Below are 24,645 nucleotides of genomic sequence, written 5' to 3' on the forward strand. Positions count from 1 at the left end.
CATTTATTCCGGAAAACGTAAAATTACAGAAGGAAAACCGCTTTTCAGCCTGGCTTTCCAGAATTTATCTGAAACCTAAGAGAGGGTTATTCGTTTGGATCATATCCGCATCCGAGGAGCTCGGGAGCATAATCTAAAAAATATCAATGTGGATATTCCACGGGATAAACTCGTGGTGATTACTGGACTTTCCGGTTCAGGTAAATCTTCTCTTGCCTTTGATACGATCTATGCAGAAGGACAGAGAAGATATGTGGAAAGCCTCTCTGCGTATGCTAGACAATTTTTGGGTCAGATGGAAAAACCTGATCTGGATCTCATCGAAGGACTTTCTCCTGCAATTTCTATAGAACAAAAAACCACACATCGTAACCCTAGATCCACTGTTGGAACTGTGACGGAGATCTATGATTATCTCCGTCTTCTTTATGCGAGAGTGGGAAAACCTCATTGTCCAATTTGTGGAACTCCAATCCAATCTCTTTCAATCGATCAAATTACAGAAAGGATCTTGAATTTTCCGGAAGGAACTAAGATCCAAATTTTAGCTCCTATTGTTTCCGGTAAGAAGGGAGAACATAAGGATGTTCTGGAGAAGATCAGAAAGGACGGATTTAACAGAATTCGCCTGAACGGTGAGATCAAAACTTTAGACGAAGAGATCGTTCTCAAAAAAAGTTTTAAGGCAACGATTGAGATCGTAGTCGATCGTCTTGTGATTAAAGACGGTATCCGTTCTCGTTTGACTGACTCTGTTGAAACCGCTCTTAAACAATCAGAAGGAATCCTTCTTATGGATGATGGAAAGAAGGACCATACATTCTCTCAAAAACTTTCCTGCCCGAATCATCCGGAAGAATCTTTACCGGAACTTTCTCCTAGATTATTTTCATTTAACTCTCCATTTGGTGCTTGTGAAACCTGCGATGGACTTGGAAGTCTTTTAGAATTCGATGAGGATCTTTTAATTACAGATTCGGAACTTTCTTTGGTAGAAGGTTGTATCGAGGCATGGGCAGGAGCTAAGAGTAATAGTTATTGGTTTTTAACAACCGTTCACTCTTTGGCTAAAAAATTAAAATTCGATTATAATATTCCATGGAAGGATCTTCCTAAAAAAGTACGAGATACGATCCTTTACGGAGATAAAAATCTCAAAATAGATTACGATTTCCGAAATGAAAAATCTCACTATGAGTTCAGTAGAGAATTCGAAGGTGTGATCCCTAACTTAAAAAGAAGATATAAAGAAGGTTCGGAAGCAAGACGCCAGCAGTTAGAAGGGTATATGACCAATCATCATTGTCCTGCCTGCGAAGGAAAACGTCTGAAACCGGTCAGCCTTCATGTAGAAGTGAACGGTCTTACTATCGATAAATTCTCTGCGTTTAGTGTGGAGAAGGGCCTAGACTTCGTAAAATCGATGAAACCTAAAGGTAGCGAGGAAATTATCGCAAGACCTATCCTGAAGGAAATCCAACAAAGACTTACATTCTTGAATGATGTTGGTGTTGGTTACTTAAGTTTAGAACGGGCCGCAGGAACTCTTTCCGGTGGGGAAGCTCAAAGGATCAGACTCGCCACTCAAATCGGATCAAGGCTTCAGGGTGTATTATATATTTTAGATGAACCTTCTATCGGTCTTCACCAAAGAGATAATACTAAATTAGTGAATACTCTCAAGGATCTAAGAGATCTAGGAAACACGGTTTTAGTTGTAGAACATGACCAGGAAACTATGGAAGAAGCCGATTGGCTTATTGATATGGGGCCAGGTGCAGGTGTACATGGTGGAACAATCGTATGTTCCGGAACTCCCGAAGAAGTTTCTAAAAACAAAAACTCACTTACAGGTAAGTTTTTATCAGGCAAAGAATTTATTCCAGTTCCTAAAACCGTAAGACCAGGGAATGGGAAAAAGCTCAAGATCGTAAACGCAAAAGAGAATAATCTAAAAAACGTAAGTGTGGAGATCCCACTCGGAAAATTGATCGTGATAACTGGCGTTTCCGGATCCGGAAAATCCACTCTGATCAATGATATCTTATACAATGCGGCTGCTCATAAAGTAATGAAGATGAGAACCGTCTGGGGAAAACATGAGAAGATCACCGGTCTGGAAGAAATAGATAAGATTATCAATATAGACCAATCTCCAATCGGTAGAACTCCTAGATCCAATCCTGCGACTTATACAGGACTTTTCACAGTTGTACGAGATATGTTTGCTCAGTTAGAAGAATCCAAACTCAGAGGATATTCTCCAGGAAGATTTAGTTTTAACGTAAGCGGAGGAAGATGTGAAACCTGCGAGGGTGACGGTATACTAAAAATTGAGATGCACTTCCTTCCGGATGTATATGTCACCTGTGATGTTTGTAAAGGGAAACGATATAATCAGGAAACATTAGAAGTTCGTTATAAAGGTAAGAACATCTACGAAATCCTGGAGATGACCGTAGAAGATTCGGTTCCATTCTTTGAGAATATTCCTGCATTAAAAAGAAAATTGGAAACCTTAGGCGAAGTCGGTCTCGGCTATATTAAATTAGGCCAGCCTGCTACAACATTCTCAGGCGGAGAGGCCCAAAGGATCAAACTCGCCACTGAATTATCCAAAAGACCTACAGGAAAAACATTATATATCCTGGATGAACCTACAACTGGACTCCATTTTGAAGATGTTAGACATTTGATGACTGTTTTACACACACTTGTAGATCGCGGGAATTCTATGATAGTTATAGAGCATAATCTGGATGTGATCAAACAAGCGGATTGGATCATAGATCTCGGACCGGAAGGCGGAGAAGGAGGCGGAAAAATTATCGCTGAAGGAACTCCTACAGAAGTTGCTAAGGTCAAAGAATCTTTTACAGGCCAATACTTGAAAAAAGTTTTAGGAAATCCAGGGAAGAAGGCGGGTTAACATCCTCCAATGATGAAAGAATTAAGAGATAAACTTTCTTCCTTTCCTCCGGGAGAATTCAGATCCGTTTATAAGTCCACATTGCCCGATATCGCAAAGGCAGGATTATTGAACGCCCTAAAAGATGGCGGGTTCAGATCATTTCATGAAAAGTTAATATTGATCCCTTCTTTTCCTCATGGAATAGGAGTGGGTGTCGGGCTAATGGCCCAAACGAATGTGGCAGGAAAGATCCTGAAACTTGTAATCGGTTCAGAAGAAGGTGCTTCTATTAGGGAAGAAGCAAAAAGCCTCGCACTCGAACTTCAAGATCGATTAGTGAATGGATTAGGGATTTTAGGGCTGGGAGTGAGTGAACCAGGATGGATGGGAAAACTCACCAATCTAAAATCTACTGCAAAAGTACTTCCGAGTGGGGAAATAGAATTAAATTTTCATAAAGGATTCGTAACCAATGGAGCAGACGCCGAAGGTTACCTAGTCGTAGCCAAGGAAGAAGAGCTAAATCGTTTTGGAGTATTCTTTATACCCCGAGATTTTCCCGGTTTAAAAATTGAGGAAGTATATCTGGATGTTGCGAGAGAAGCCACTCATTGTAAGATCACGGGTGAAAATTTCAAACTACCTTCTCATTATCATTTTATAGAAGATTATACGAAACTAGGTGCTGATATACATCTTTCCGAAATGTTATCCGCTGCTGTTTTATTCTGCGGAGCGATTCGTAAAATTGTTTCCGACTTAAGCCAAGGAAGTGAATCCAGAGAAAGATTTTCCGTTTTAGGAAAACTCTGGGATCTAAGTGGACTTCTTTACGGAAAATGTTTAGAGATCTCTGATAAAAAAGACAAGGATCCAACTTATAAAATAGAAGAAGATCATCCTTACGGGTACGAGGCAATTTTGGACGAATGTATCTCCATCTTGGAATCTATTCCGAACTTCGACTATAAGAAAGAATATCCGGACCTGAGATTATTCTGCACAATCCATCCTGCAAGAAGTCCCGTTTATATTAAGAACAGACTAAAACAGTCCAAAAGTTGGAGAAAATTCGGAACTCTTTAGTGATGATGATGCGCTGGATGATCGTGAGTATGGTGATGATGTCCCCATTCTTCCGAATCAATATCATGCAGGGTTTTTGCGATAATCCCATCGATTACATGAGTGGTAGAAGGATCTTCTAATTGTAGATAGATCTGTTCAAACTTCCATTCACCCCTTAATAGTTCATAAGCTTCTTTTAAGATTTTTTTAGGATCGGATTCTTTTGTGATCTGGACTCTAAACGCACATGCGTGGATCCCTTTTGTTAAGGTCCATGTATGAGCAGAAAGAAGAGAATCTACACCTTTGATATGCAATAGATCTTTTTTTAAATGATCCCATTCATCAAAAGTAGGAGAAGATTCCAGAAGGATCAAAAGACTTTCCTTCAAGATAACAGCCGCTGCTCTTAAGATAAAGATAGAAAGAATTAAACTGAGTAATGGATCAATCCAGGTCCATGCAAATAGACGAATAAGAATTGCACCGATTAAAACTGCAATTGTCCCAAATAGATCATTCAGAACGTGAAGATAAGCAGTCCTAAGATTGATATTGTCTGCCGAAATCCTTTTTAAAAGCCAAACAGAAATTAGATTTAATCCTATAGTTCCCAAACTGAAAACTAACATGGATTCCGTAACAATCTCTTCCTGATGGCGAAATCTTTGCACAGCTTCGTATATGATAAAAATGGAGATTCCTGAGATCAGGATCGAATTTAAAAACGCTGCAAATACTTCTACCCGGAAGAATCCGAAATTCATTTTAGCATTCGGTTTTTTATCAGAAACTAAAACTGCAAATATACTTAATAAAAATGCAAAGGAGTCAGAGATTACATGTCCCGCATCAGCTAGAAGTGCCAAACTTTTACTTTGGGCAGAACCGAATATTTCCCAGGAGAAGATCCCAATGGAAAGAAAGAATGCAAAAATCAAACTGCGTAATGCATCCTTTCTTTTGGGGCGAAGGATCGCTTGCCTCGCAAAAGGTTCTAAATTAGAAGAGGAGTGAGTATCTTTTTTCAAAGGTGAAAGAAGCCTTAGTGACTCTTGCCGCTTTGTGGTTCTAAAACAATATCCACTCTTCTATTTAAAGAACGATTTTCGGGAGTTTCGTTTGAAACAATAGGTTGGTGTTCTCCATAACCAGCCACGGAGAAGTTCCTCGCGTCTAGGTTTTTACTTTCTAACAAGAAACGAACCACGGAAAGCGCTCTCTCTGTAGAAAGCTGCCAGTTATCATTAAACTTTTTATTGCGTATTGGAATATTATCCGTATGACCTTCTACAATGATCAGGTTGCCCGGATATTTGACCAAAATTTCTTTAATTTTGTCGAGCGCAGGGAAGATCTGTTTTTTCAATTCTGCAGAACCAGAATCAAAAGAGATCTGATCATCTATATTGATTACTAATCTATTATGAAAACGTTTTACACGGATCTGTCCTTTAGCAATCTCACCTGAAAGTTTGGATTCTAATTCGTTTGCTTGTTCAGCTAAACGATTTAATTCTCTTTTTTGGTCCTCGTTCAAATTTTTGAGTTTGGAAAGATTATCTTCTAACTCTTTGATCCTTGCTTCCAGGCTTGCAATTTTGGACTCATATTCTCTTTTGAGCTCGTCCATTTTGCGAATGCAGTTAAGCCTTTCTTTTTCCAGCTCGGATTTTAATTCGGAGATCAGGTCCTGGTATTTTTTGGACTGTTTCTCGTTTTCTTCGATCAGTTCTTTTTCTTTATTGCCACTTTTGGTTTTTAGAAGTGCGATCTGATTTTCTAGGGCGCGGATCAGTTCTGCCGCAAGTTCCCTGTCCTTTTCTCGGAAGGATTTTTCGCCTGCGAGCTGTTCTTCTAGGTTCTGGATCCTTGCATCCAAACTGAGTTTTTCTTTTTTAGCGTTATCGGTCTCGTTTCTGTAACGCAGTCTGAGAGAATCTAACTCAATTCTGAGAGTTGCATTCTCATTATAGAGTTTATTGTATTCCCAAGGGAAATAAAATGCGTCCGAAAATATCGGCAAAGAAAATAGGAATAGAAGAACGGGAGTAAGTCGGAAAAGAAAAGGTTTCATAGTCTGATATTGGAAACTAGGTTCTATTCTAAGGCTGCAAGCCCCCAGTCAAATGAAAAACTCTTGTACCAAAAAGCAGGAAATTCATTGAACCGATAAATTCCATCAGGATTCTGTCATAGGGGGAGGGACGCCAAATGGACGAAACAAATAGCACTAAGGAAACTTCTTCCCTGAAGGCGAATCCGCAATCTGCAGATTGGATGGATTCCTTCCTTGAAAAGATAGAAAATAAGGACAATAAGTTCCTACTCAGTTTCACTTCTTCCAATCACCCAGCGGATATCGCAGAGGTCCTGGAAAAGCTGGATATTGACGATGCATTCTACGTATTTAAACTCTGCGATTCTGAACAGCAGTCCGAAATCTTAGTAGAGTTCGACGAGGATCTGCAGGCGGACCTGATCTCCCGTCTGAATATGAAGGAGATCTCTCCTATCGTCGAAAATCTGGAACCAGACGACGTTACAAATCTAATCTCAGAGATCCCGAAGGCAAAGGCTGAGGAAATTCTGAATTCCTTAGATCGGGAAGATTCTTCTCAGATCCGAAAACAGCTGAATTTCAGGGAATACACCGCTGGTCGTTTGATGACGACTGAGTTCGCCTCCGCTTATGAGACTGACACTGTCAGAAAAGCGATCATCAAATTGAGAAGGGTCGCAAAAGAGACGGATGATATTTACCTTCTTTATGTAACGGACGCTGAGAATCATCTAAAAGGATTTATCAAACTCAAGGATCTGTTTCTTGCACCTCTCAACCAGAAGGCGAGTAGACTCGTTAAGGAAGAAGTATTTTCCATTCATTATGATACGGACCAGGAAGAAGTAGCACGGATTTTCAGAAAATACGACTTAGTTTCCGCCGCGGTAGTAGATGATCTGGATCGGATCATTGGCAGGATCACGGTAGATGATATCTTGGATATCGTTCAGGAAGAAGCATCCGAAGATATCTTGAGAATGGGGGGAGTTTCAGAAGAGGAAAGATTAAACACCTCTATTTGGGACTCGATTCGAAGAAGATTGACCTGGCTTGTGATCAACCTGGGAACTGCGGTGGTAGCTGCCTCTACGGTTGCACTTTTCCAAGATACGATCCAGTCTTTTGTATTACTTGCTAGCCTTATGCCAATAGTCGCCGGTATGGGGGGAAATGCAGGAACCCAATCCATCACTGTGGTGGTCCGTAATATTGCCACGGGAGATTTGAGCCAATCAAACTGGACAGTCGGTTTTAGGAAAGAAGGGATCATCGGCCTAATCAACGGACTTACAATCGGTGCAATCACAGGCCTCGCCGTATTTTTTTATACGGGAAAACTTGCACTGGCGATTGTTATATTTTTTGCGATGCTTGCAAACCTAATCGTAGCAGCCATCGTAGGGGCTTGTATTCCTATGCTATTAAAAGTAGTTGGGATCGATCCTGCAATTGCGTCTTCCATATTTGTAACAACTACCACAGACGTGTTCGGTTTCTTTTGCTTTTTAGGGCTTGCCACACTGTTCTTGCAATATTTGGTATAGTTGGAATATTTCGCATATATTTATAAATTTCCTTGGATAGGAGAGGCCAATGTTTCGCGTTTCGGTTTTCCGAACTATTTTAGCCGGTTTTGCGGTTCTATATTGTTTATCATTTATTTCTTGCGTTAGCTCCGGTGGACCAACCCAGACTCCGGAAACTCCTAAAGGTGAGATTCTTCCAAATCCCGCAGGAGACAATGAAACCATCGTAGATGAAGAAGGCAGGGAAGTGAAGATCAGCACAACTGATCCGATTTCTTTCCAAAGTCAGTCCAAAGATACTTCCGAATATTTCAGGGTCCACATTACAAGTGAGTCCTACCAAGTCCGTCAGATCAGAGGATCCAAATACATTCGCAGAAAAGTAGATAAGGGTGGAGACGCACTCATCAGCGAAGAATTAGTAAAGTATAATAGAATTAATTTTAACGACGATGGAATCATTTTAGTGATCCTAAACGGAAATACCGGCGCTGTGGAAACAATTCGTTTTAATACTAGAGTTCCGCGAATCAATAACTTGGCTAAGATCATCCAGAATGATGTAACTCGCTGGTCTATGGAACATTCTGAAGAAAAGCCCGTAGTTACTAAATATCAAATTCACTATACTATCAAATTGGAAAATAAATCCAATACGACTAGAGATACAGTTAAAGAAGAGCTAAAGGGTGAAGTGAAGAAGAGATAATTTATTCTTTACAATCCCCGCATATGAAGAGAAAAACGAAATTGGTTGCTTCGATGTAATGATGTTATCAATTTCGTATTTCAAATCAGATTATTTCACTTTCTTCATAAACCTTAACTTCAACAATTTCAATCTCCCCACGTCATTGAAGTAATCTGCTATCAAGTCCAAAATACTTTTAGATTCTCTGGTCGTTTCGAGCGTTCCAATTTTAGGGGAATGTTTAGATAACGTGCTTGGAATAATGGCGTATGCAGCCCTATGGTTAATTACGAATATTACAGGTGTGGGCCCTGCAAAAGGAACATAATGGATCGTCTTTTAATAATATTTATATTTTTGTCGTTATTACGCTGTTCTGGCGGAAGAGATGGTGTTTTTAGTAATAGATATTTCTCCAAAAGAAATATTTCGCATAGTGACAATACATTCGTAAAATTTACTTATAAGGATGATATTTCAAATAAGGAAAAAACGAAAAGGGAATATTCCTTATATGTTTTTTTCAGCGACGAATTATCTCTTCTCGGATTCCCATCCAGTATTAATCCTGATAAGGATTATTGGTTAGCCTACTACGCAAATTATCAAACTATTCCCAGTAATTTAGATAATATCCGCTTTGATTTCTTGGAAAATTGCGAGTATAGAATGCCAGTAAATGCAGGTAAATATTCCTACAGTTTTTCTTTTCAAAACCATAGCACAGAAAAGTCAGGGGTATTAACGAAATCCTTCGACCTTCCGCCAAATCATTCAATACGCTTAAGCTTCAAAGAAAAAGGAATTCCTTATCCAGATGCAAAGACGGTAGGCGAAAGGTTAGCAAACGAAACAAGTCGACATTCTTGGTATGAAATAATAGTTACTATTGAACCAAATCCTAACGTTGATTCTTTAAAACCTTGCGAAATTAAATAATGAGAGATGAACAAATGAAAATTCCATTAACACTTTTCTTCTAACTCTAAATTGTTATGGGAATGTGCTATATTGGCGACATTTGCCATATTATCCAATTCGAAATTCTGAGAGAAACTATTTGAAATTATATTTGCCGTCGGAGATAGCAAGTTCGAAAGACAGGATTCAAATAGAAAGTTATTTGATCTCAGTTTTCCAAGAAGAGAAGGATACATTTTTAAAAAGACAATTGCTCATCAATTATGACAGGAAACTAGGATTCTATACCCTGCAGAGTGGCTTGAGGCAATTTCATTTTAGATCTGGTTGTCAGTTGGTTATGCCAATTTCAAAAGGAGAATATACATATGAAATCAAAGTAAATAAATACCCAGATGGATTTTTTTCAAATACACTAATAACCGAAAACTTATTGGATAACTATTCAATCGTTTTGGCTATTGAAATGATTGAACCACCATATTCTTCTCCGACCAGCTTCTCACAAGAGCTTGCTAATCGTGTTAACAATAGGATAAAGTTAAAATATCGCATTGAGCCGACTTTAAAAGATGATCAATTTCATGATTGTCCCGTTGAAGTTGATTAGACTATCAACAAGATTTTAGAGAAATCAAAATCATTATTCATGCAAACTTATCTTGCTTTTAGTCTCGGGAAGAAACCATATTCAGCTTGCGGAGGATTATTGTGAAGAAGCAAATAAAGCTCAATAAGCTGATTCTATTACTGAATTGTACATACCTAATGAATTGTCTTCATTGGGGTCCAATTGGCCCAAATTATAATTACCAAGAAGTTGGGAATTTTTCAAATACTTATATAATTTTTAAATTACCAAGTTTGGAAAACGGATTAAAAAATGGAGATGATTTCTTCGGCTCGGCGACAGATAAGAAAACATATTTCGTTTCAGTTTTTATAGACAATGAAGAATTGCTTCCCTCTGCCTGTGTTAATCCGGAATACGGGTATTGGCGAAATTTTTATAAAGATTTTAATTCTTTGCCACAAATTATTAGAAATGAACCGAGATTTAACTTTTTACCGGATTGCGAATATTTTTTACCTATTCCAAAAGGGAAGAATCACTTTAAAGTAAAAGTTTACAACAGGAATAAATCACCTGTCGGCGGCGGTGAAATTTCTCGATCCATTGACGTACCTGCAAATTTTTCCATTAGGATTAATTTAAAGGATCCTCGCGGTAATAAGATAGAAGGTATGGAAAATCGTTTTGCACTTGACGCAGGAATTTCTCTAGATTTGGAACCAAGCATAAACCATGCAAGTTTTCCTCTTTGTCGCTAAGTTTATTCTCAGAAACCTTTGATAAAATACTATAGGATAAATAGATGAAAAAGATTAAGATATTTATACTTACGTTATTATATGGTTTTTTATTAAATTGCATAATCGTTGACAATTTAGGTCTTACTGACACTTACAAAGGTGACGTTGCTAAGAAAAGACTCTTAGATGCGGCGATGATCGGGGATTCTCTTACAGCTCGGGCTGCTTTTACGGCACAAGGCTATACCGGACCTGAATTAGAATCATATATAATTCTAGATGTGATATACGTATCTTTAATCGACGAAACGGTTTTCAAAATTGATAAGTCGAAATATTATAAAAAAGATGATATTGATGATTGTGCTAAAGCACTTCAAATTATTGGAGTTATTGCAGACTTTGATTCATTTACAACTTACATGAGCAATTTTAATTGTAATTTAAGTGCCAACGATTTGTTAATCGATAAAAATATGGGTAAAAGTTCTAATAATCCTTCGAAGAACAATAAGTAAATACTGAACTCTATAAGTTGTTTTTCTTAGTATTGTTCTCACTATCTATTCCATCGAACAAGCAATTCACTATGCTATAGAGGGTGATCAATTTCATGCTGCTGTTTCCACTATCAATATTTTCTTTCCGGTTTCAACTGCAGTTAAATATGGCGAAGCAACTACAAGAACTTGTGAGGCGAATTTTTAAATGAAAATGGTTTTTAGTTTAAATTTGTTCTCTCTATTAGTCCTTATCGGTATAGTAAATTGCTCACCTATCCAAGAGCTGTATTGGAGAAGACTTCCGCATAAAATAGAAGGTTTAAAAGGAACCTTTCTGAAATTGGCTCTCCCAAAAGAAATTTCCGATGGAATTGAAAAGATAGAAATTAGCGAATTTTACGTTTCAATTTTAAAAGAAGATAAGGAATCTTTGATAAAGAAAAGGATCTTAATTAATCCTAATCGAAATTTAAGCTTTTGGAATCTTTGGTTTTCTAATTTGCACTATATATTTCCTGCAGGTTGCGAATTGGATATTCCAATTCCAGAAGGAGAAAATTTATATGAGATTCATTTAGGAGCTTATAGGGTGCCTGGCGGATATTATACTTATTTGGAAACTAGTGTTAATTTGAAACCAAATGAATCTCTTCGGTTGACACTTTATGTCAAAGGGCGATCTCTAAATCCAACTGCTGACGGAATACGAGGAAGTGAAAATTTATTAAAGAATAGGATTGGACTGAAAGTTACCATTGAGCAAAATCCTTCTACTGAAGAGCTGAATGTTTGCAAATTTGAATAGTTATACTTATTTCTAAGTATTCTGTATTTCAGAAGCATGTGGAACATAAATCTAAAAACGAATGAATTTTGACTTTGGTTCCACTAAGTATTTTACAAAGAAGTTATTCCAGAATAGGCCCATCTGGAGAAAGTTTACAAGACGTCGCTACCGTAATTGTTGATCCTAATAGAAATCCTTTAAACCCACGACTGTCATTTATACAATCATCTAGTTCTGATTTTTTATAATACTTTTTGACATCAATTCCAGCAATTACTGAAGAAAAGATTGCGGTTATTGATATTTGGGGTTGGCCGATGAGAATCGTTGAATTCACCAAATCGGTCGTTAAAGCCGCATCTGCCATTTTAGCTGCAACTTCGTCGCCTTTAATCCTATCGTAAGATAAACCTAACGTGTCCAAAGCGATACAATTTGATACTACCAAAAAAGGGAGAATAGCAAATCTTAGAAATTTATACTTAGGCATGCGTAAAAATTTCTACCCACCATAAAGATGACAAGCTATATTGCAATTTTTTCATATAATTATTTATCAGTGCCAGGATTTAGTGGACCTTGAAGAGCATTTCCAATAAAAAATTCGAAAAGACATCGCAAAGGGAAGCAAATCCTATCTGCTCAAAATCTAAAAAACGATGAAAGAAAAAGTGATAGATTCCCTCAGTAATTTATTTCCTGATGAATGTCTGAGTCTTTAGATATATGGTATAGAAGTACAAATGAAAGCAATTGTATATGAGAACTACGGATCAACCGACGTTCTTAAGTTGAAAGAAATACAAAAGCCTGTTCCAAAGGATAATGAGGTCCTTATAAAGGTTCAGGCTTCTTCAGTAAATGCTGCCGATTGGCGAATGATGAAGGCGGATCCATTTCTTGTCCGTTTTTACGCAGGTCTTTTTAAACCTAAAAAATTTTCGATCTTAGGTGCAGATGTTGCCGGAACCGTAGAAGCTATTGGACCCACTGTAACTAAATTCCGCCCTGGTGATGAAGTATTCGGCGATGTATTTGCAAGTGGCTTTGGTGGATTTGCAGAATATAAATGCGGGAAAGAAGATGAATTCGTTTTAAAACCTTCTAATATCTCTTTCGAGGACGCAGCTGCTTTACCATTGGCCGGAATGACTGCTCTACATTCCTTAAGAGATTTCGGTAAAATAGAAGCAGGACAAAAAGTCCTCATCAACGGAGCTTCCGGAGGAGTAGGCACATTTGCTTTACAACTTGCAAAATATTTTGGAGCCGAAGTAACCGCAGTTTGTAGCACTTCCAAAAAGGAAATATCAAGGTCGCTCGGAGCCGACCACATTATCGATTATACGAAGGAAGATTTCACTAAGAGCGGAATAAAATACGATCTCATAGTCGGTGTAAATGGATATCGTTCTCTCTCCGAATACAAAAATGCATTAAATCCGAAAGGAAGATATGTTATGGCAGGAGGTGGAACAGCCCAGTTGTTCCAGGCTTTACTTTTAGGACCGTTCATTTCGTTAACAGATAGTCGAAAGATTATCGCAGCATCTTCAGAGCCGAATCAAAAGGACCTTCTTTTTTTATCAGAGCTAATACAATCAGGAAAGATTAAGTCTGTAATTGATAGAAAATACAAATTGGAAGAAGTGCCGCAAGCGGTTCATTATGTTGAACAAGGCCATGCAAGCGGTAAGGTAATAATAACAGTAAACACCCCGACCAAATAATTTTATGGCCGGGGTAGATTTTTACTCGGAAAAATGTCTCAATATTGATCAGTGAAATCTTACAAACAAGTTACTTCTTCTTCAAAAACTCTCAAGTAAAAAATCGGATCTTTCTTATATCCCAAATAAGACCTGAAATAAGTCCTAACAAAATAGAGAAAAGTACCAAATCTATCGGAATTCTTTGAAAACCAAATAACCTAAGGCTGAATTCAAATTGGAAACTTGCGATCAATGCAGAGGCCGCTAAAGAAAAAATCCAGAAAACGCTGTAATGCAAAGATCTTAATATAGAAACAAATCCGCCTTTATGAGTTAAATTAGTAAGCATCAAACTGAAATTGGATACAACAAGAAAGATAAAACCGAAAGATCTGATCTGATTTTCCTGAATCCCTTTTTCTTTCATCCAAAAATACATAACTAATAATAGAACCAGGACACTTGCACCTTGGAAAAACGATAGAGTAAATCGAGAAAATGTAATTAGGCTGGAATTCTTTCTTCTTGGACTGGAATAACGATCTCCTTTTTCTAAATCCAAAGATTCAAAAACGATGGAGCAGGTTGGATCTATTATTAACTCTAATACTAAAATATGTGCAGGGAAGAAGAAGATTGGATCTCCTGTAAAAGCGGGGAGCAAAGACATTCCTATAATCGGTATATGAACTGCTATAATATAAGAAATACTCTTTTGGATATTCTCATAGATCCTTCTTCCTAAAAACACGGACTTTACTATAGAGGAAAAATTATCGTCGAGTAATACAAGATCGGAAGCTTCTCTTGCAACATCTGTTCCTCTTTTTCCCATGGAGATCCCGATATGAGCGGCTTGTAAAGCGAGAGCATCGTTCACTCCATCTCCAGTCATTGCGACTATTTCTCCTTTTTTCTGGAATGCTCTGACTATCTTTAATTTCTGTGCAGGTTTGATCCTGGAAAAAATTCCGACCGTATTTAATTTTGAATCCAATTCTTCTTCGCTGAGCTTTTCCAGTTCATCTCCGGTGATACTCTCTTTATGATCTTGTAAGCCTATTTTAGAAGCTACAGCTTTTGCTGTTCCTGCATGGTCTCCAGTGATGATTATAACTCTGATCCCTGCTTGTATACATTCCGAAACGGATGAGGGTACTGTTTCTCTAATAGGATCTTCTAATAAGATCAAACCTAAAAATTCGAATGTAAGATCATGTTGGTTTTCAGGAAGATAAGAATTTACGATCCTGGATCTTGCGACTCCTATCGCTCTATATCCTTGTAAAGAATAGGTTTCGGTAATTTTCTCCCAATATGTGGTTCTTTCTTCTGAAAAATGACAAAGATCGAATATTGCTTCTGGAGCACCTTTCGTACCGATTACAAATGTTCCGGGTTCTTCAGAATTCCAGGCGTAACTAAGTGCAAGTAGTTTAGGAGAAAGTGGATATTCTTTTTCTAAAGTCCAGTCCGCATGAAGATGTTCCGTATCGTATAAAAGATTTATCCCTAATTCTCGGATGGCTTTTTCCATCGGATCAAAAGGATCTTTCTTAGAGGCAAGAATTGAGAATTCTAATAGTAAGTGGAATTCTTCCTCAACCTCCGGAGTTTTAAATTCGAATAAACTATTCTCCGAAGAAGAAACTAAACCTCTAACTTTCATTTGGTTTTCGGTTAAGGTTCCTGTTTTATCGACGCATAATACCGTTGCAGCTCCTAATGACTCGATGGAGTTTAGTTTTCTTGTCAAAACTCCACTTTTAGAAATTCTCCAAGCTCCTAAGGAAAAGAAGATACTTAGAACTACTGGTATTTCTTCCGGCAATACTGCCATTAGGAATGTAAGTGCAGCGAGGACCGCGTTCATCCAATTGCCGTTTCGAATTCCAAGACCATAGATTAAAAAAACAGAAATTACTAAAGCGCCTAAAAAGAAGAATGTAGTGAATCTTTTGGCCTCTTTCTGGAGAGGGCTTTCCGATTCCGAAATTTCTCCCATCTCTTTTCCGATTGAACCTATAGAAGTGGAATCTCCGGTGAATAATACTTTAAAGATACCTTCTCCGGAAACGATCTTTGTTCCGGAAAATACTTTTTGCGTCTCAGAATAGGGCCCTTGGTTGTTTAGATCTGTTTCTTCTTTTAAAACGGGGATGGATTCTCCAGTTAAAAGAGATTCATCCGAATGCAAATTTAATCCATCAACCAAGTATCCGTCAGCGGGGACTTTATCCCCTTCAGATAAGAATACCAGATCTCCAGGCACAATGAACGCGGAATCTATCTCAATTTTTTTTCCCGCTCTGATTACCTTGGCCCGTAAAGGAGAAAGTTTTCTAAGGGATTCTAATGCTTTTTCAGATTTGTTCTTTTGGTAGATAGTTAGGGAAATGACAGCAATCACTGCGATAGAAAGTGTGATCGCTTCTTCTAAATCTCCTAGTAATGCGTAGATAAAACCGCAGGCCAATAATAATGCGAGCATTGGCTCTGCGAGAATGGAAAGACTGATCCTCCAAAAGGATGTTTTCTTAAGTTTGGATTCGTTTGGTCCAAACTTTTGAAGAAGTTCGGATGCTTCTGAAAAACTTAAACCTTGCAATGAAGAATAACGGGTACCTTATGATTTTTTAGAATGAGTGCGAGTGTTCCAACCAAACAATGTATAAATTGGACACCAACCTATAATTCCAGTAGCAAGTATCACAAAGCCTACAGCAAAAATTGCAAGCTTATAAAGATCTTCTATATAAAATGCCCAAGTAATTAATGAGGTTCCCAATATCACTCTAAATGCTCTGTCCCAAAAATTTGAATTTATGAATTTCATAATAACACCTACCCATTTAAACTTTCTTAGAAATATCTTCCAACTTAAGTCTTTGTCAATAATTGGACGAAAAGGTAGTCTATCCGAGAGTGATGATAAATATCAGGTCCAAATTCCCTTTTACAATTTCGATCCTTCTGAAATACATGTAAAAGCTTTATGAAAAAAATCCTGATCACCGGTGGAGCCGGATATATTGGCTCCCATATGAATAAATATCTCCACAAATTGGGTGTGGAAACTGTAGTATTCGATAATCTTTCCAACGGTCATGAGAAAGCAGTTAAGTGGGGAAAGTTTTTCAAAGGAGATCTATTAAATAAGGCAGACCTAGATCGTGTATTTTCAGAGCACGAATTCGAAGCAGTCATTCATTTTGCAGCATTAGCATATGTAGGAGAATCGGTTACTGATCCCCAAAAATATTATATTAATAATGTGATGGGCACTCTCCAACTTTTGGAAGCAATGAAAAATCACGGGGTTAAATATTTCATCTTTTCTTCTACCTGCGCTACTTACGGTGCTGTTACTGAAGTTCCAATTTTGGAAACCACTCCTCAAGATCCGATCAATCCGTATGGACAATCCAAATTGATGATCGAAAAAATTTTGACGGACTATTCACATGCATACGATCTAAAGTTTGTGGCACTTCGTTATTTTAATGCTTCCGGTTCCGATTTAGATATTGGAGAAGAGCATGATCCGGAGACACATCTTCTTCCTATTGTGATCGAAAAAGCATTGGGAAAAAGAGATTCACTTACAGTAAACGGAAACGACTACGATACCCAGGACGGGACCGCTGTAAGAGATTATATCCATGTAATGGATCTTGCTCAGGCTCATCATCTAGGATTGGAATATCTGAAAAAAGGCGGTAGATCCGACTTTTTCAATTTAGGAACAGGACAAGGGTTTTCTATTTTAGAAATTATCAAAACAGTGGAGAAGGTCTCGGGGGTCCAGATCCCTTACAAAATCGGTCCCAGAAGAGAAGGGGATCCTGCTAAATTGATCGCTGACAATACGAAAGCCAAAAAGGTCTTAGGTTGGGATCCTAAATTTGCAAAGATAGAGGATATAGTTTCCAGCGCCTGGGAATTTCATAAAAACCATTCTCATTAAAAAGAAAAGGCTTCTTCCCTGAGTAGAGAAGAAGCCTGAAAGATCGGTAATAGTGATTACATTTCTGCCGTTTCGTTTTCTTCTATAATGGACCAAGCACCGGTAATCTTATTCAATTTATATTTATAAGTTAACTGCTTTCCGCAGGTGCTTATACTTCTGTTTAGATTACGTGTTCTTAATACGGTTCCATTTAACTTCAGTTCTAGATCCAAAGCAGTTCCGAAACAATTCGAGTTATACATTTCCACAGTGAATTCATGTTCTGAGCCAACACTCATCGCATTATTCAGATTGATCTCAGGTCCTGTATAAACATCCGCCTCAGGATTTGTGGAGAAGAACTCTTGTCCGTCCATTAGGAAACGAACCCTATCGTCCACCTTTCCAAGTTTCGCAGTGAATACCTGAGGATTTTCAGAATAAGTAGCCTCACAATCTCTTTGGTCATACACAGTGGTATAGCTCATCTTAGCAACAGATCTGTCTTTCAGATAGTTTAATGTATAAGCGATAGGGACTCCAGGATTTCCGGCGGAGTAGTTTGCAGCTTCCGGATTTGCTAAGAAATTGCGGATAGCTTGGTACATACTTCCCGGAGTAGCGGAATCAGCTGCGCTAATTGGAGCAAGAGCCAGGCCTGCATTTCCACCTCTTACGAAATAAGTAATTCTAGTTCTGTCCAATACTTGCTCATGAGTAACGGAAACTTCTCCTCCGATCGGAGGAACTGGAGAAACTGCGGAAAGAATTCCCGGATCCCAGGCAACTTCTAATGCTGTTTTAACTTGTAGAGCTGTATATTCGGACTCCAAAAGGAAATAAACCACTCTTCCATAGGAAACTTTAGAAACATATAATGGAGGGTTATTCGCCGCTATTTGGCCTTCCGGATCTTGGAAGTTAGCCCCATCTCTAAATACAGAGGTAGAAAGAGTAGGATCTTCGAAGTTTACATCATAGAACTTTTGGGTGAACTTCATCAGAATATAGTTCTTTTTGCCAAGATTGTCTATTCCCGAGCTGACTTTTAGCCCAACGTCTGAGAAACGAGCATCTAATCCAAGATTGAATAAAAGATGATTTTCGTTATAAATTTGCTCTACGCTGAAGGAAGCATCCGCTGCAGTTCCTACAACATCTGTGGATAGAATATCCTGAATACCTTGCTGGATATTAGAAGCGCTGACCTGAGGCAATTCCTTAGAGTAGATCGCGTTCGGAGAAAGTTTCAAACCGGTAAGGAAAATTTTACCACCGGATCTTGGAATAGTAACTGGAGTATAACCTCCCGCTTCCAAAAACTTACCTTGTAGTAAAGCACCTGGATAAAGCACTTCAGGCCCTTGGTTCAGAATTGCACGATCCACAAGGCTTCTTATTTCAGAAGCGCCCCATTTAGTAGTGGTGCAAGAGTAATGACCGGTCTTAGAATCCGGAACCGGGATACCCGCAGGAAAAGGAGTAATCGCTTCCTTGCTGGAAGAGGAAAGAGCCTGCCCGTAAGAAGGTTCCGTATATAATGAGCCTGCATCTGCGATTTTAACCGCACCTGGGCCTGTTTCTTCCACATGTTTAGAAGAGCCTGAGCCTCCTAAAAGACCGAGTAAGCCGCTTAAGTTGGATTTATTTGGGGAACAACTCATTAAGTATCCTGCGGTTAAAGCCACAGCAACTGAAGGTTTGATCCAATTTTTCACTATCTTCATTTCTTTCAAAATACCTTGTTTCTATTTCAGTGCCCACAGAATTATCTGCCCAAATTTTTGTAGCAAGCGCTAAAATAAAATCATGAGATTTTTATTTATTATTAAAACATAATATATAAGAAGAATGCAAAATGATATGTAAGTCTTCTTGGTGTGAAGTAAGAGAAGGGTTTAAATATAAGTAGGATTTAAGTGCTTATTTTTCGGGTCGTTTTTAGAGGAAATCTGGAGAAAAAGAGAAGTGAGATAAGAAGAAGGTTAACTGGCAGCGGATCTTCTTTCTGCGGGACAGATAAAAAGATCCGCGAATGTATATTATTTTTTTATAAAGGTGAGAAAATGTTCCACTTCATTTTTGGAACCGACTACGAATGTTGTTCTTTCGTGCAGCTCTTCTGGCTCTAGATCAAGGATCCTTTTGCCTTCTACAGTTACTGCCATCCCACCTGCTTGTTCGGCAATAAGCGCCATAGGAGCAACTTCGTATAAAAGTCTTAGTTTACCTTTTGGATATTTAGAAGATTTAGTATCGTTCGGATATAAGAAGATCCCACCTTTTAATAGGTTTCTGTGGAAGTCTGCAACAAGAGATCCTATATATCGAAGAGATTGAGGTTTGCGTCCTCCTTCGATAGACTTGATGTTTCGGATATAGTTTTTCACTTCATCCGACCAATAATCGTAGTTACCTTCGTTGATGGAATAGATCCCGCCAGATTCAGGCATTTTCATTTCCGGATGAGAAAGTATAAATTCTCCGCAAGATGGATCTAATGTAAATCCGGAGACTCCTTTTCCAACACAAAGGACAAGCATCGTAGAAGATCCGTAGACGATATATCCTGCTGCTCTTTGTTTAGATCCTTTTTGTAAAAGATCCTCTTTGGTTCCGGGAGTTCCTTGGGGAGAAGTCCTTAAATGGACTGAAAAAATAGTACCGATAGAAACGTTTGCATCAATATTAGAAGAACCATCCAAAGGATCTATAGCGATCGTATATTTTCCTACCTTATAACCTGTAGGAATCGTGATAATATCTTCTTGTTCTTCACTTCCCATTACACATAGGTGTCCGCAGCGGGTGAGGGTATGAGTAAAAATTTTATCCGCATACTCATCCAGTTTCATGACTGTTTCGCCCTGGACGTTGGTTTGCTCTGTTGCTCCTAAGATATTTTCTAAAAGGCCTGCTTTTCTTACTTCTCTGGAAACAACTTTTGCGGCGTATACAAGATGGCTCATGAGTGCCGTAAAATCCCCGGTTGCTTGCGGAAGTTTGAGTTGTTCCTCGATCAAATATTGGGAAAGACTCATTAATTGGGTAGGGTGGGCGCTCACGACTTGTTCTCCTTTTAGCTTTTAAGCTATACCGGATATAAAATCGCTCCTGGGCAGGTTGACAAGTCTGATTTCTCGGATCTTTCGGACCATATTTTGTAACGATTTATATAAAGAGAAGGTTTCCTACTTTCGAAAAAGTTAGACTTTTGCCGGCTTTCTATGTCGATATTGCTAAAAGAGATGGAAACAACGAATCAGAAGCAGCCTATCCCGGATGTATTCGAAGAATTTACGAATCAATTCTTACGTGACGTTAAAAATTCACTCAGTACTGAAATGGTTCTGACCCATTTTTATTTCCAGGACCTTTCCCAGTATTTCAAATTACTCGGTGAGCAAAAGTCGGGTGAAATTTTAGAAGAATTAAAATCAGTTATCCAGGCCCATCTTCGCCCATATGATAAACTATATGTTTTGAATTCCAGATCCTTCTTAACTTTTTGCCCTGATTGCAGATTAGATATAGTAAAAAGCAGATTCGATGAAGTTATCTTCCAAGTGAACCATCTCATTATAGACTACGAGATTAAATTTCTCGAATTCACAGAACCTTTAGATTCCTTCCAACCTGTTTACGAAAAACTTCTAAAAGCTCATTTCTAAAAAAAAAACTCTATCGAGAAAATGAACGGTTGTACCGTAAATTAAAACGTATTGGGGGAGAAGATGAAAGATAGAGCGAAACAATTTAAGGCGACCTTGGAACGTTATATCAACTATCGTGGAATTGATATCATTTTAACCCTAAAAGACGGAACCGTGATAGAGCTGGATAAAAATAGAAAAATGAACGGTGACGTGGTTATTAAAAACGGTGACTTCGGAATCGAAGCAGAAATCGAGATTTCCTCCATCCAAAAAGCGGATTTTTTTGCAGCATAAGCCATTCTTTAGTTCTTGTCCGACCTAAATTTCTAGACTACAATTCTTCCCCGCGAGCGGAGGAATTATGGAAGCAATAGGATTGATCTTCGTGGCCGGTTTTGTCGGAACCATTTGTATGTCCCTTTCCATGTGGTCCATTCATTACGCAGGATCTGTAAATGCAGATATGATCCGAGCAGTAGGAAGTTTTTTCACAAAGGATATGAGTAAAGCGCTAGTTCCTGGTATACTAACTCATATTATCGTTGGGCTCATCTTTGCATTTCCATATGCATTTCTGATCGGTCTAGCGCCTCATATTTTGATCGCTTCTATTGTAACGGGCGGAGCGGTGGGATTCTTCCATGGATATTTGGTAGGATTCCTTTTAGTAGTACTCGTAGCCAGAAATCACCCCTTAGAACAGTTTAGAGAAGCGGGGATCAGTGTTGCTGCAGCTCACGTATTCGGACATTTGATTTACGGAGTTGGAATTGGAGTCATACTTGGCTTATACGGGTATAACTGGACCTCTATTTTGGCCATATAAGGTCATTTTGGGGTTTTATAGGTTCCGGGCCAGAAAATCGGCCAAATGACCTTGACTTCCAACCCAGTCAACAGAAATTAGTAAATACGGGGTACTTTGTCCCCAGACTCCGGACCTCTGTTTATTTCAGTGGTCGGTATCGTTTTTTTGCGATATTGTTTATCCGGTCCTAAAACAATCCAAACAGGAGAACTCCACCGAATGGTAGGAATCATTGTAAAGGAAGGCGAGTCCATCGAATCCGCTCTCAAACGTTTTAAGAGAGATTGCGCTAACGCCGGAATCATGAGCGAGATCAAAAGACGTGAATTCTACGAAAAGCCTAGCATCAAAAAGAAAAAGGCTTTAGAATCCGCAAAACGCAAATTAGAAAAGAAAAAACGTCTCTTCTCCCGTAAAGACCGCGGTTAATCCCCGGTCTTAGGTTCCTAAAGAGATAGGGGAACGGGCATGTCCCTGCAATTAAAAATTAATACCGACCTGAAAGAGGCCATGAAAGCAAAACAGGAGCCTCTTCTCTCCACCTTACGCCTACTCAAGGCGGATATCCAATACGAGCTTACGAAAAACGGAGCCCAAGAATTAAGCGATGAACAAGTCATCGTTTTGATCAAACGTGGCTATGTAAAACGTACTGATGCAATCCAGATGTACGAAAAAGCAAATCGTAATGATCTCGCGGAAAAAGAAAAGGGTGAAGCCGAAGTCTTAAAATCATATCTTCCACCTGATGTGCCTGAAGATCAAATCATCGCAGCTGTAGAAAAATTCGTCATAGAACTCGGAGCTTCCGGGCCCAAAGACATAGGAAAGGTTATGGGAAAAGTTATGGCTGAATTTAAAGGCGCGAACATAGACGGATCGAAGGTTTCTGCGATCGTAAAATCTAAACTTTCCTAAGCTGGTATACCTTGCAGTTCCAAAGGGAATTTATCGACCGTATTCGTAGGGAAGTTCCCATCGAAAGTTTTATCAGTCGATTTGTACCCTTGCAAAAAAGAGGGAGAAACATGGTGGGCCTATGTCCATTCCACCAAGAAAAATCTCCTTCATTTAATGTTTCCATAGATAAACAATTCTATCATTGTTTCGGATGTAAGGCATCCGGAGATCTATTCCAATTCGTAATGAGTTACGAAAGAGTGGATTTCCAAAGAGCGAAAGAAATTCTTTCCGAATATTCCGGAATCCCAATCCAAGAAAAAGCAAAAGAAGAAGTAGAAAGAACTGAACTTCTTTATAAAGTAAATAAGAAGGTTTTACTTTACTTCCAGGAAAATTTACGCGGTCCGCAAGGACTCGCAGCAAGAGAATATTTGAATTCTCGAGGTCTTGGAGAAGAGATCCAAAGATCCTTCCAACTTGGGTATGCTCCAGGTGGATTTAATCATTTAGCCGGAAAAGTTTTTAATACTAAAGAAGAAATTAAGGCCGCTCTAGAAGTGGGCCTAATCCGTGAATCCGAAAAGGGAAAAGAACCTTATGATTTTTTCAGGGATCGGATCATGTTCCCAGTTTTTGATCTTTCTGGGAGAGTAATCGCATTTTCAGGGAGAATTTTAGGCCCGGGAAAAGAGTCTAAATATGTGAATAGTCCTGCTTCTTCCATATTTGATAAGGGAAGAACATTTTATCATCTTCATCAGGCAAAAGAATCCATCCAAAAGTCCAGAACCTCAATTTTAGTGGAGGGATATTTGGATGTGATCGGTCTCGTAGATAAGGGTCTGGAAAATACAGTTGCTTGTATGGGAACGGCTGTGACTGAAAATCATATACGGACCATGAAGAAATTCTCGGATAAATTCCTTCTGGTTTTGGACGGGGACTCCGCAGGTAGAAAGGGCGCTTTACATGCAGCGGAACTTTGCCTGAAAGAGGGCCTGGATTGTTTTGTTATATTATTACCTGAAGGAAAGGATCCTTTCGATCTTTCTAAGGAATTGAACCGCCAAGAATTGCATAAACTTTTGGAAAACCAAATCCCGGCTTCTTCTTTTGTGGTTGAGGAACTTTTGGATAAGGCGGATTCTCGCGCTCTTCCTGAAAAGAAAAGAAGGGCCCTGGATAATTTATACCAATTTCTGAAAGGGTTCAATCGGGACTCTGACCGGGAGTTTTTCTTAAGTCTCGGAGCAAGAAGGCTCGGGATCAGTATGGATGCAGTTTTACGAGATTATAAGGGTGGAGGAGCCAAGTTTGCCTCTCCAGGGTCCGATAATAATAAGGATAAATCCGCCAAACGTGTATCAGGCCCGAATCCTGCCGAAAAATGCGAAAGAGAGATCATTGCCTTACTCGTGAAGGCTAATCATTTATTCCGTTTTTCCGAAGAATTATCCGGGTTGGAATTCTTGGATTCTAAAAGTGCGTTTTTATGGGACTTTATATATACGAGATACGCAAGCGAAGAAGAAGTTTCTCCCGCTTCCGTTATTTCTTCAGAGATCCCAAACGAATTTAAGGAATCCATAGCTCCTTTTCTGATCTCAGAAGCGGATATGAGTCCTGAAGATTCCGTGAAGGTGTTTAAAGGACTATTAAATCAACAGAAACTTTTCGTGATCGATAAGAGAATGGAAGAGTTGGATTCAGGTTCACCTATGGATGATCCTGAACATTTTACAAAACTGGCATATTATAAGACCGAGAAAGCAAAATTATTGGAATTTATCCGTAATGAAAACTCGGGCGTAAGATAGATAGGGGACCGCAG

The 24,645-nt window shown here is 38.8% G+C and carries 24 protein-coding genes; 17 read left to right on the forward strand and 7 right to left on the reverse strand.

The genetic code is table 11. The features are described 5' to 3' along the window. Positions 1-94 precede the first annotated feature (94 nt). Both uvrA and EHO65_RS13390 read left to right on the forward strand, forming a co-directional pair. Entirely contained in the window at positions 95-2,929 is a 2,835-nt protein-coding gene (gene uvrA / locus EHO65_RS13385; RefSeq protein ID WP_135775092.1) for an excinuclease ABC subunit UvrA, read from the forward strand. A 9-nt stretch (positions 2,930-2,938) separates the two neighbouring features. Next, a complete protein-coding gene (locus tag EHO65_RS13390; RefSeq protein ID WP_135775094.1) occupies positions 2,939-3,997 on the forward strand; it encodes an acyl-CoA dehydrogenase family protein in 1,059 nt (352 codons plus the stop codon). Here the strand turns inward: EHO65_RS13390 and EHO65_RS13395 are convergent. After that, positions 3,994-5,010, reverse strand: a complete 1,017-nt coding sequence (locus tag EHO65_RS13395) for a cation diffusion facilitator family transporter (protein WP_135775096.1) — start codon at positions 5,008-5,010, stop codon at positions 3,994-3,996. The two genes, EHO65_RS13390 and EHO65_RS13395, sit on opposite strands and share 4 nt — an antisense overlap. 14 nt (positions 5,011-5,024) lie before the next feature. Further along, positions 5,025-6,056 carry an OmpA/MotB family protein gene (locus tag EHO65_RS13400; protein ID WP_135775098.1) on the reverse strand — a complete coding sequence of 344 codons (1,032 nt, stop codon included), beginning with the start codon at positions 6,054-6,056 and terminating at the stop codon, positions 5,025-5,027. A 137-nt stretch (positions 6,057-6,193) separates the two neighbouring features. On the opposite strand from EHO65_RS13400, the gene mgtE reads away from it, so the two are divergent. The 7 genes from mgtE (at position 6,194) to EHO65_RS13435 (ending at position 11,804) form a co-directional block, all read left to right on the forward strand. Beyond that, positions 6,194-7,588, forward strand: coding sequence for a magnesium transporter (gene mgtE / locus EHO65_RS13405; RefSeq protein ID WP_135775100.1), 1,395 nt, complete (start codon positions 6,194-6,196; stop codon positions 7,586-7,588). Positions 7,589-7,637: 49 nt separating this feature from the next. Further along, positions 7,638-8,279, forward strand: a complete 642-nt coding sequence (locus EHO65_RS13410; RefSeq protein WP_135775102.1) for an LA_2219 family laminin/E-cadherin/plasminogen-binding protein — start codon at positions 7,638-7,640, stop codon at positions 8,277-8,279. A 309-nt stretch (positions 8,280-8,588) separates the two neighbouring features. After that, the gene (locus tag EHO65_RS13415; RefSeq protein WP_135775104.1) at positions 8,589-9,200 is read left to right on the forward strand and encodes a hypothetical protein; all 612 of its coding nucleotides are present in this window, start codon (positions 8,589-8,591) and stop codon (positions 9,198-9,200) included. Positions 9,201-9,384: 184 nt separating this feature from the next. Then, on the forward strand, positions 9,385-9,792 hold the full coding sequence (locus EHO65_RS13420) for a hypothetical protein (RefSeq protein ID WP_135775105.1): 408 nt from the start codon (positions 9,385-9,387) through the stop codon (positions 9,790-9,792). 101 nt (positions 9,793-9,893) lie between these two features. Then, complete coding sequence (locus EHO65_RS13425) at positions 9,894-10,514, forward strand: hypothetical protein (protein WP_135775106.1); 621 nt, start codon at positions 9,894-9,896, stop codon at positions 10,512-10,514. Between the two features lie 44 nt (positions 10,515-10,558). Beyond that, positions 10,559-11,014, forward strand: a complete 456-nt coding sequence (locus EHO65_RS13430) for a TIGR04452 family lipoprotein (protein WP_135775107.1) — start codon at positions 10,559-10,561, stop codon at positions 11,012-11,014. Positions 11,015-11,204: 190 nt separating this feature from the next. Beyond that, on the forward strand, positions 11,205-11,804 hold the full coding sequence (locus EHO65_RS13435; RefSeq protein ID WP_135775109.1) for a hypothetical protein: 600 nt from the start codon (positions 11,205-11,207) through the stop codon (positions 11,802-11,804). Positions 11,805-11,907: 103 nt separating this feature from the next. Here the strand turns inward: EHO65_RS13435 and EHO65_RS13440 are convergent, their stop codons facing one another. Next, a complete protein-coding gene (locus tag EHO65_RS13440; protein WP_135775111.1) occupies positions 11,908-12,276 on the reverse strand; it encodes a TIGR04452 family lipoprotein in 369 nt (122 codons plus the stop codon). A 253-nt stretch (positions 12,277-12,529) separates the two neighbouring features. Between EHO65_RS13440 and EHO65_RS13445 the strand changes: the two genes are divergently transcribed. Then, positions 12,530-13,516, forward strand: coding sequence for an NAD(P)-dependent alcohol dehydrogenase (locus EHO65_RS13445; protein WP_135775112.1), 987 nt, complete (start codon positions 12,530-12,532; stop codon positions 13,514-13,516). 91 nt (positions 13,517-13,607) lie between these two features. Here the strand turns inward: EHO65_RS13445 and EHO65_RS13450 are convergent, their stop codons facing one another. Together EHO65_RS13450 and EHO65_RS13455 are read right to left on the reverse strand one after the other, a co-directional pair. After that, a complete protein-coding gene (locus EHO65_RS13450) occupies positions 13,608-16,106 on the reverse strand; it encodes a cation-translocating P-type ATPase (RefSeq protein WP_135775113.1) in 2,499 nt (832 codons plus the stop codon). A gap of 18 nt (positions 16,107-16,124) precedes the next feature. Beyond that, positions 16,125-16,334 carry a YgaP family membrane protein gene (locus tag EHO65_RS13455; protein WP_135757389.1) on the reverse strand — a complete coding sequence of 70 codons (210 nt, stop codon included), beginning with the start codon at positions 16,332-16,334 and terminating at the stop codon, positions 16,125-16,127. Between the two features lie 159 nt (positions 16,335-16,493). Between EHO65_RS13455 and galE the strand changes: the two genes are divergently transcribed. Beyond that, positions 16,494-17,465, forward strand: a complete 972-nt coding sequence (galE, locus tag EHO65_RS13460) for a UDP-glucose 4-epimerase GalE (RefSeq protein WP_135775114.1) — start codon at positions 16,494-16,496, stop codon at positions 17,463-17,465. Positions 17,466-17,521: 56 nt separating this feature from the next. Here the strand turns inward: galE and EHO65_RS13465 are convergent, their stop codons facing one another. Further along, positions 17,522-19,174: a thiol-activated cytolysin family protein gene (locus EHO65_RS13465; protein WP_135775115.1), complete on the reverse strand. Its 1,653-nt coding sequence runs from the start codon at positions 19,172-19,174 to the stop codon at positions 17,522-17,524. A gap of 315 nt (positions 19,175-19,489) precedes the next feature. Continuing rightward, the gene (gene fbp / locus EHO65_RS13470; protein ID WP_135775116.1) at positions 19,490-20,512 is read right to left on the reverse strand and encodes a class 1 fructose-bisphosphatase; all 1,023 of its coding nucleotides are present in this window, start codon (positions 20,510-20,512) and stop codon (positions 19,490-19,492) included. A 183-nt stretch (positions 20,513-20,695) separates the two neighbouring features. Here fbp and EHO65_RS13475 point away from each other — a divergent pair, with 183 nt between their 5' ends. The 6 genes from EHO65_RS13475 to dnaG all read left to right on the forward strand — a co-directional run bounded on the left by EHO65_RS13475 (position 20,696) and on the right by dnaG (position 24,631). After that, positions 20,696-21,118, forward strand: a complete 423-nt coding sequence (locus tag EHO65_RS13475; protein ID WP_135775231.1) for a hypothetical protein — start codon at positions 20,696-20,698, stop codon at positions 21,116-21,118. 63 nt (positions 21,119-21,181) lie between these two features. Further along, a complete protein-coding gene (locus EHO65_RS13480; protein ID WP_086449339.1) occupies positions 21,182-21,397 on the forward strand; it encodes a hypothetical protein in 216 nt (71 codons plus the stop codon). Positions 21,398-21,464: 67 nt separating this feature from the next. Further along, positions 21,465-21,929, forward strand: a complete 465-nt coding sequence (locus EHO65_RS13485; RefSeq protein ID WP_135775117.1) for a hypothetical protein — start codon at positions 21,465-21,467, stop codon at positions 21,927-21,929. A gap of 201 nt (positions 21,930-22,130) precedes the next feature. Further along, the gene (gene rpsU / locus EHO65_RS13490; RefSeq protein ID WP_008591132.1) at positions 22,131-22,340 is read left to right on the forward strand and encodes a 30S ribosomal protein S21; all 210 of its coding nucleotides are present in this window, start codon (positions 22,131-22,133) and stop codon (positions 22,338-22,340) included. Between the two features lie 39 nt (positions 22,341-22,379). Next, positions 22,380-22,829, forward strand: coding sequence for a GatB/YqeY domain-containing protein (locus EHO65_RS13495; RefSeq protein ID WP_100723936.1), 450 nt, complete (start codon positions 22,380-22,382; stop codon positions 22,827-22,829). An 11-nt stretch (positions 22,830-22,840) separates the two neighbouring features. Continuing rightward, positions 22,841-24,631 (forward strand): DNA primase, encoded by a 1,791-nt coding sequence (dnaG, locus tag EHO65_RS13500; RefSeq protein ID WP_135775118.1) that lies wholly within the window; start codon positions 22,841-22,843, stop codon positions 24,629-24,631. Positions 24,632-24,645 lie beyond the last annotated feature (14 nt).

This window comes from Leptospira andrefontaineae, assembly GCF_004770105.1.
Taxonomy (GTDB): Bacteria; Spirochaetota; Leptospiria; order Leptospirales; family Leptospiraceae; genus Leptospira_B; species Leptospira_B andrefontaineae.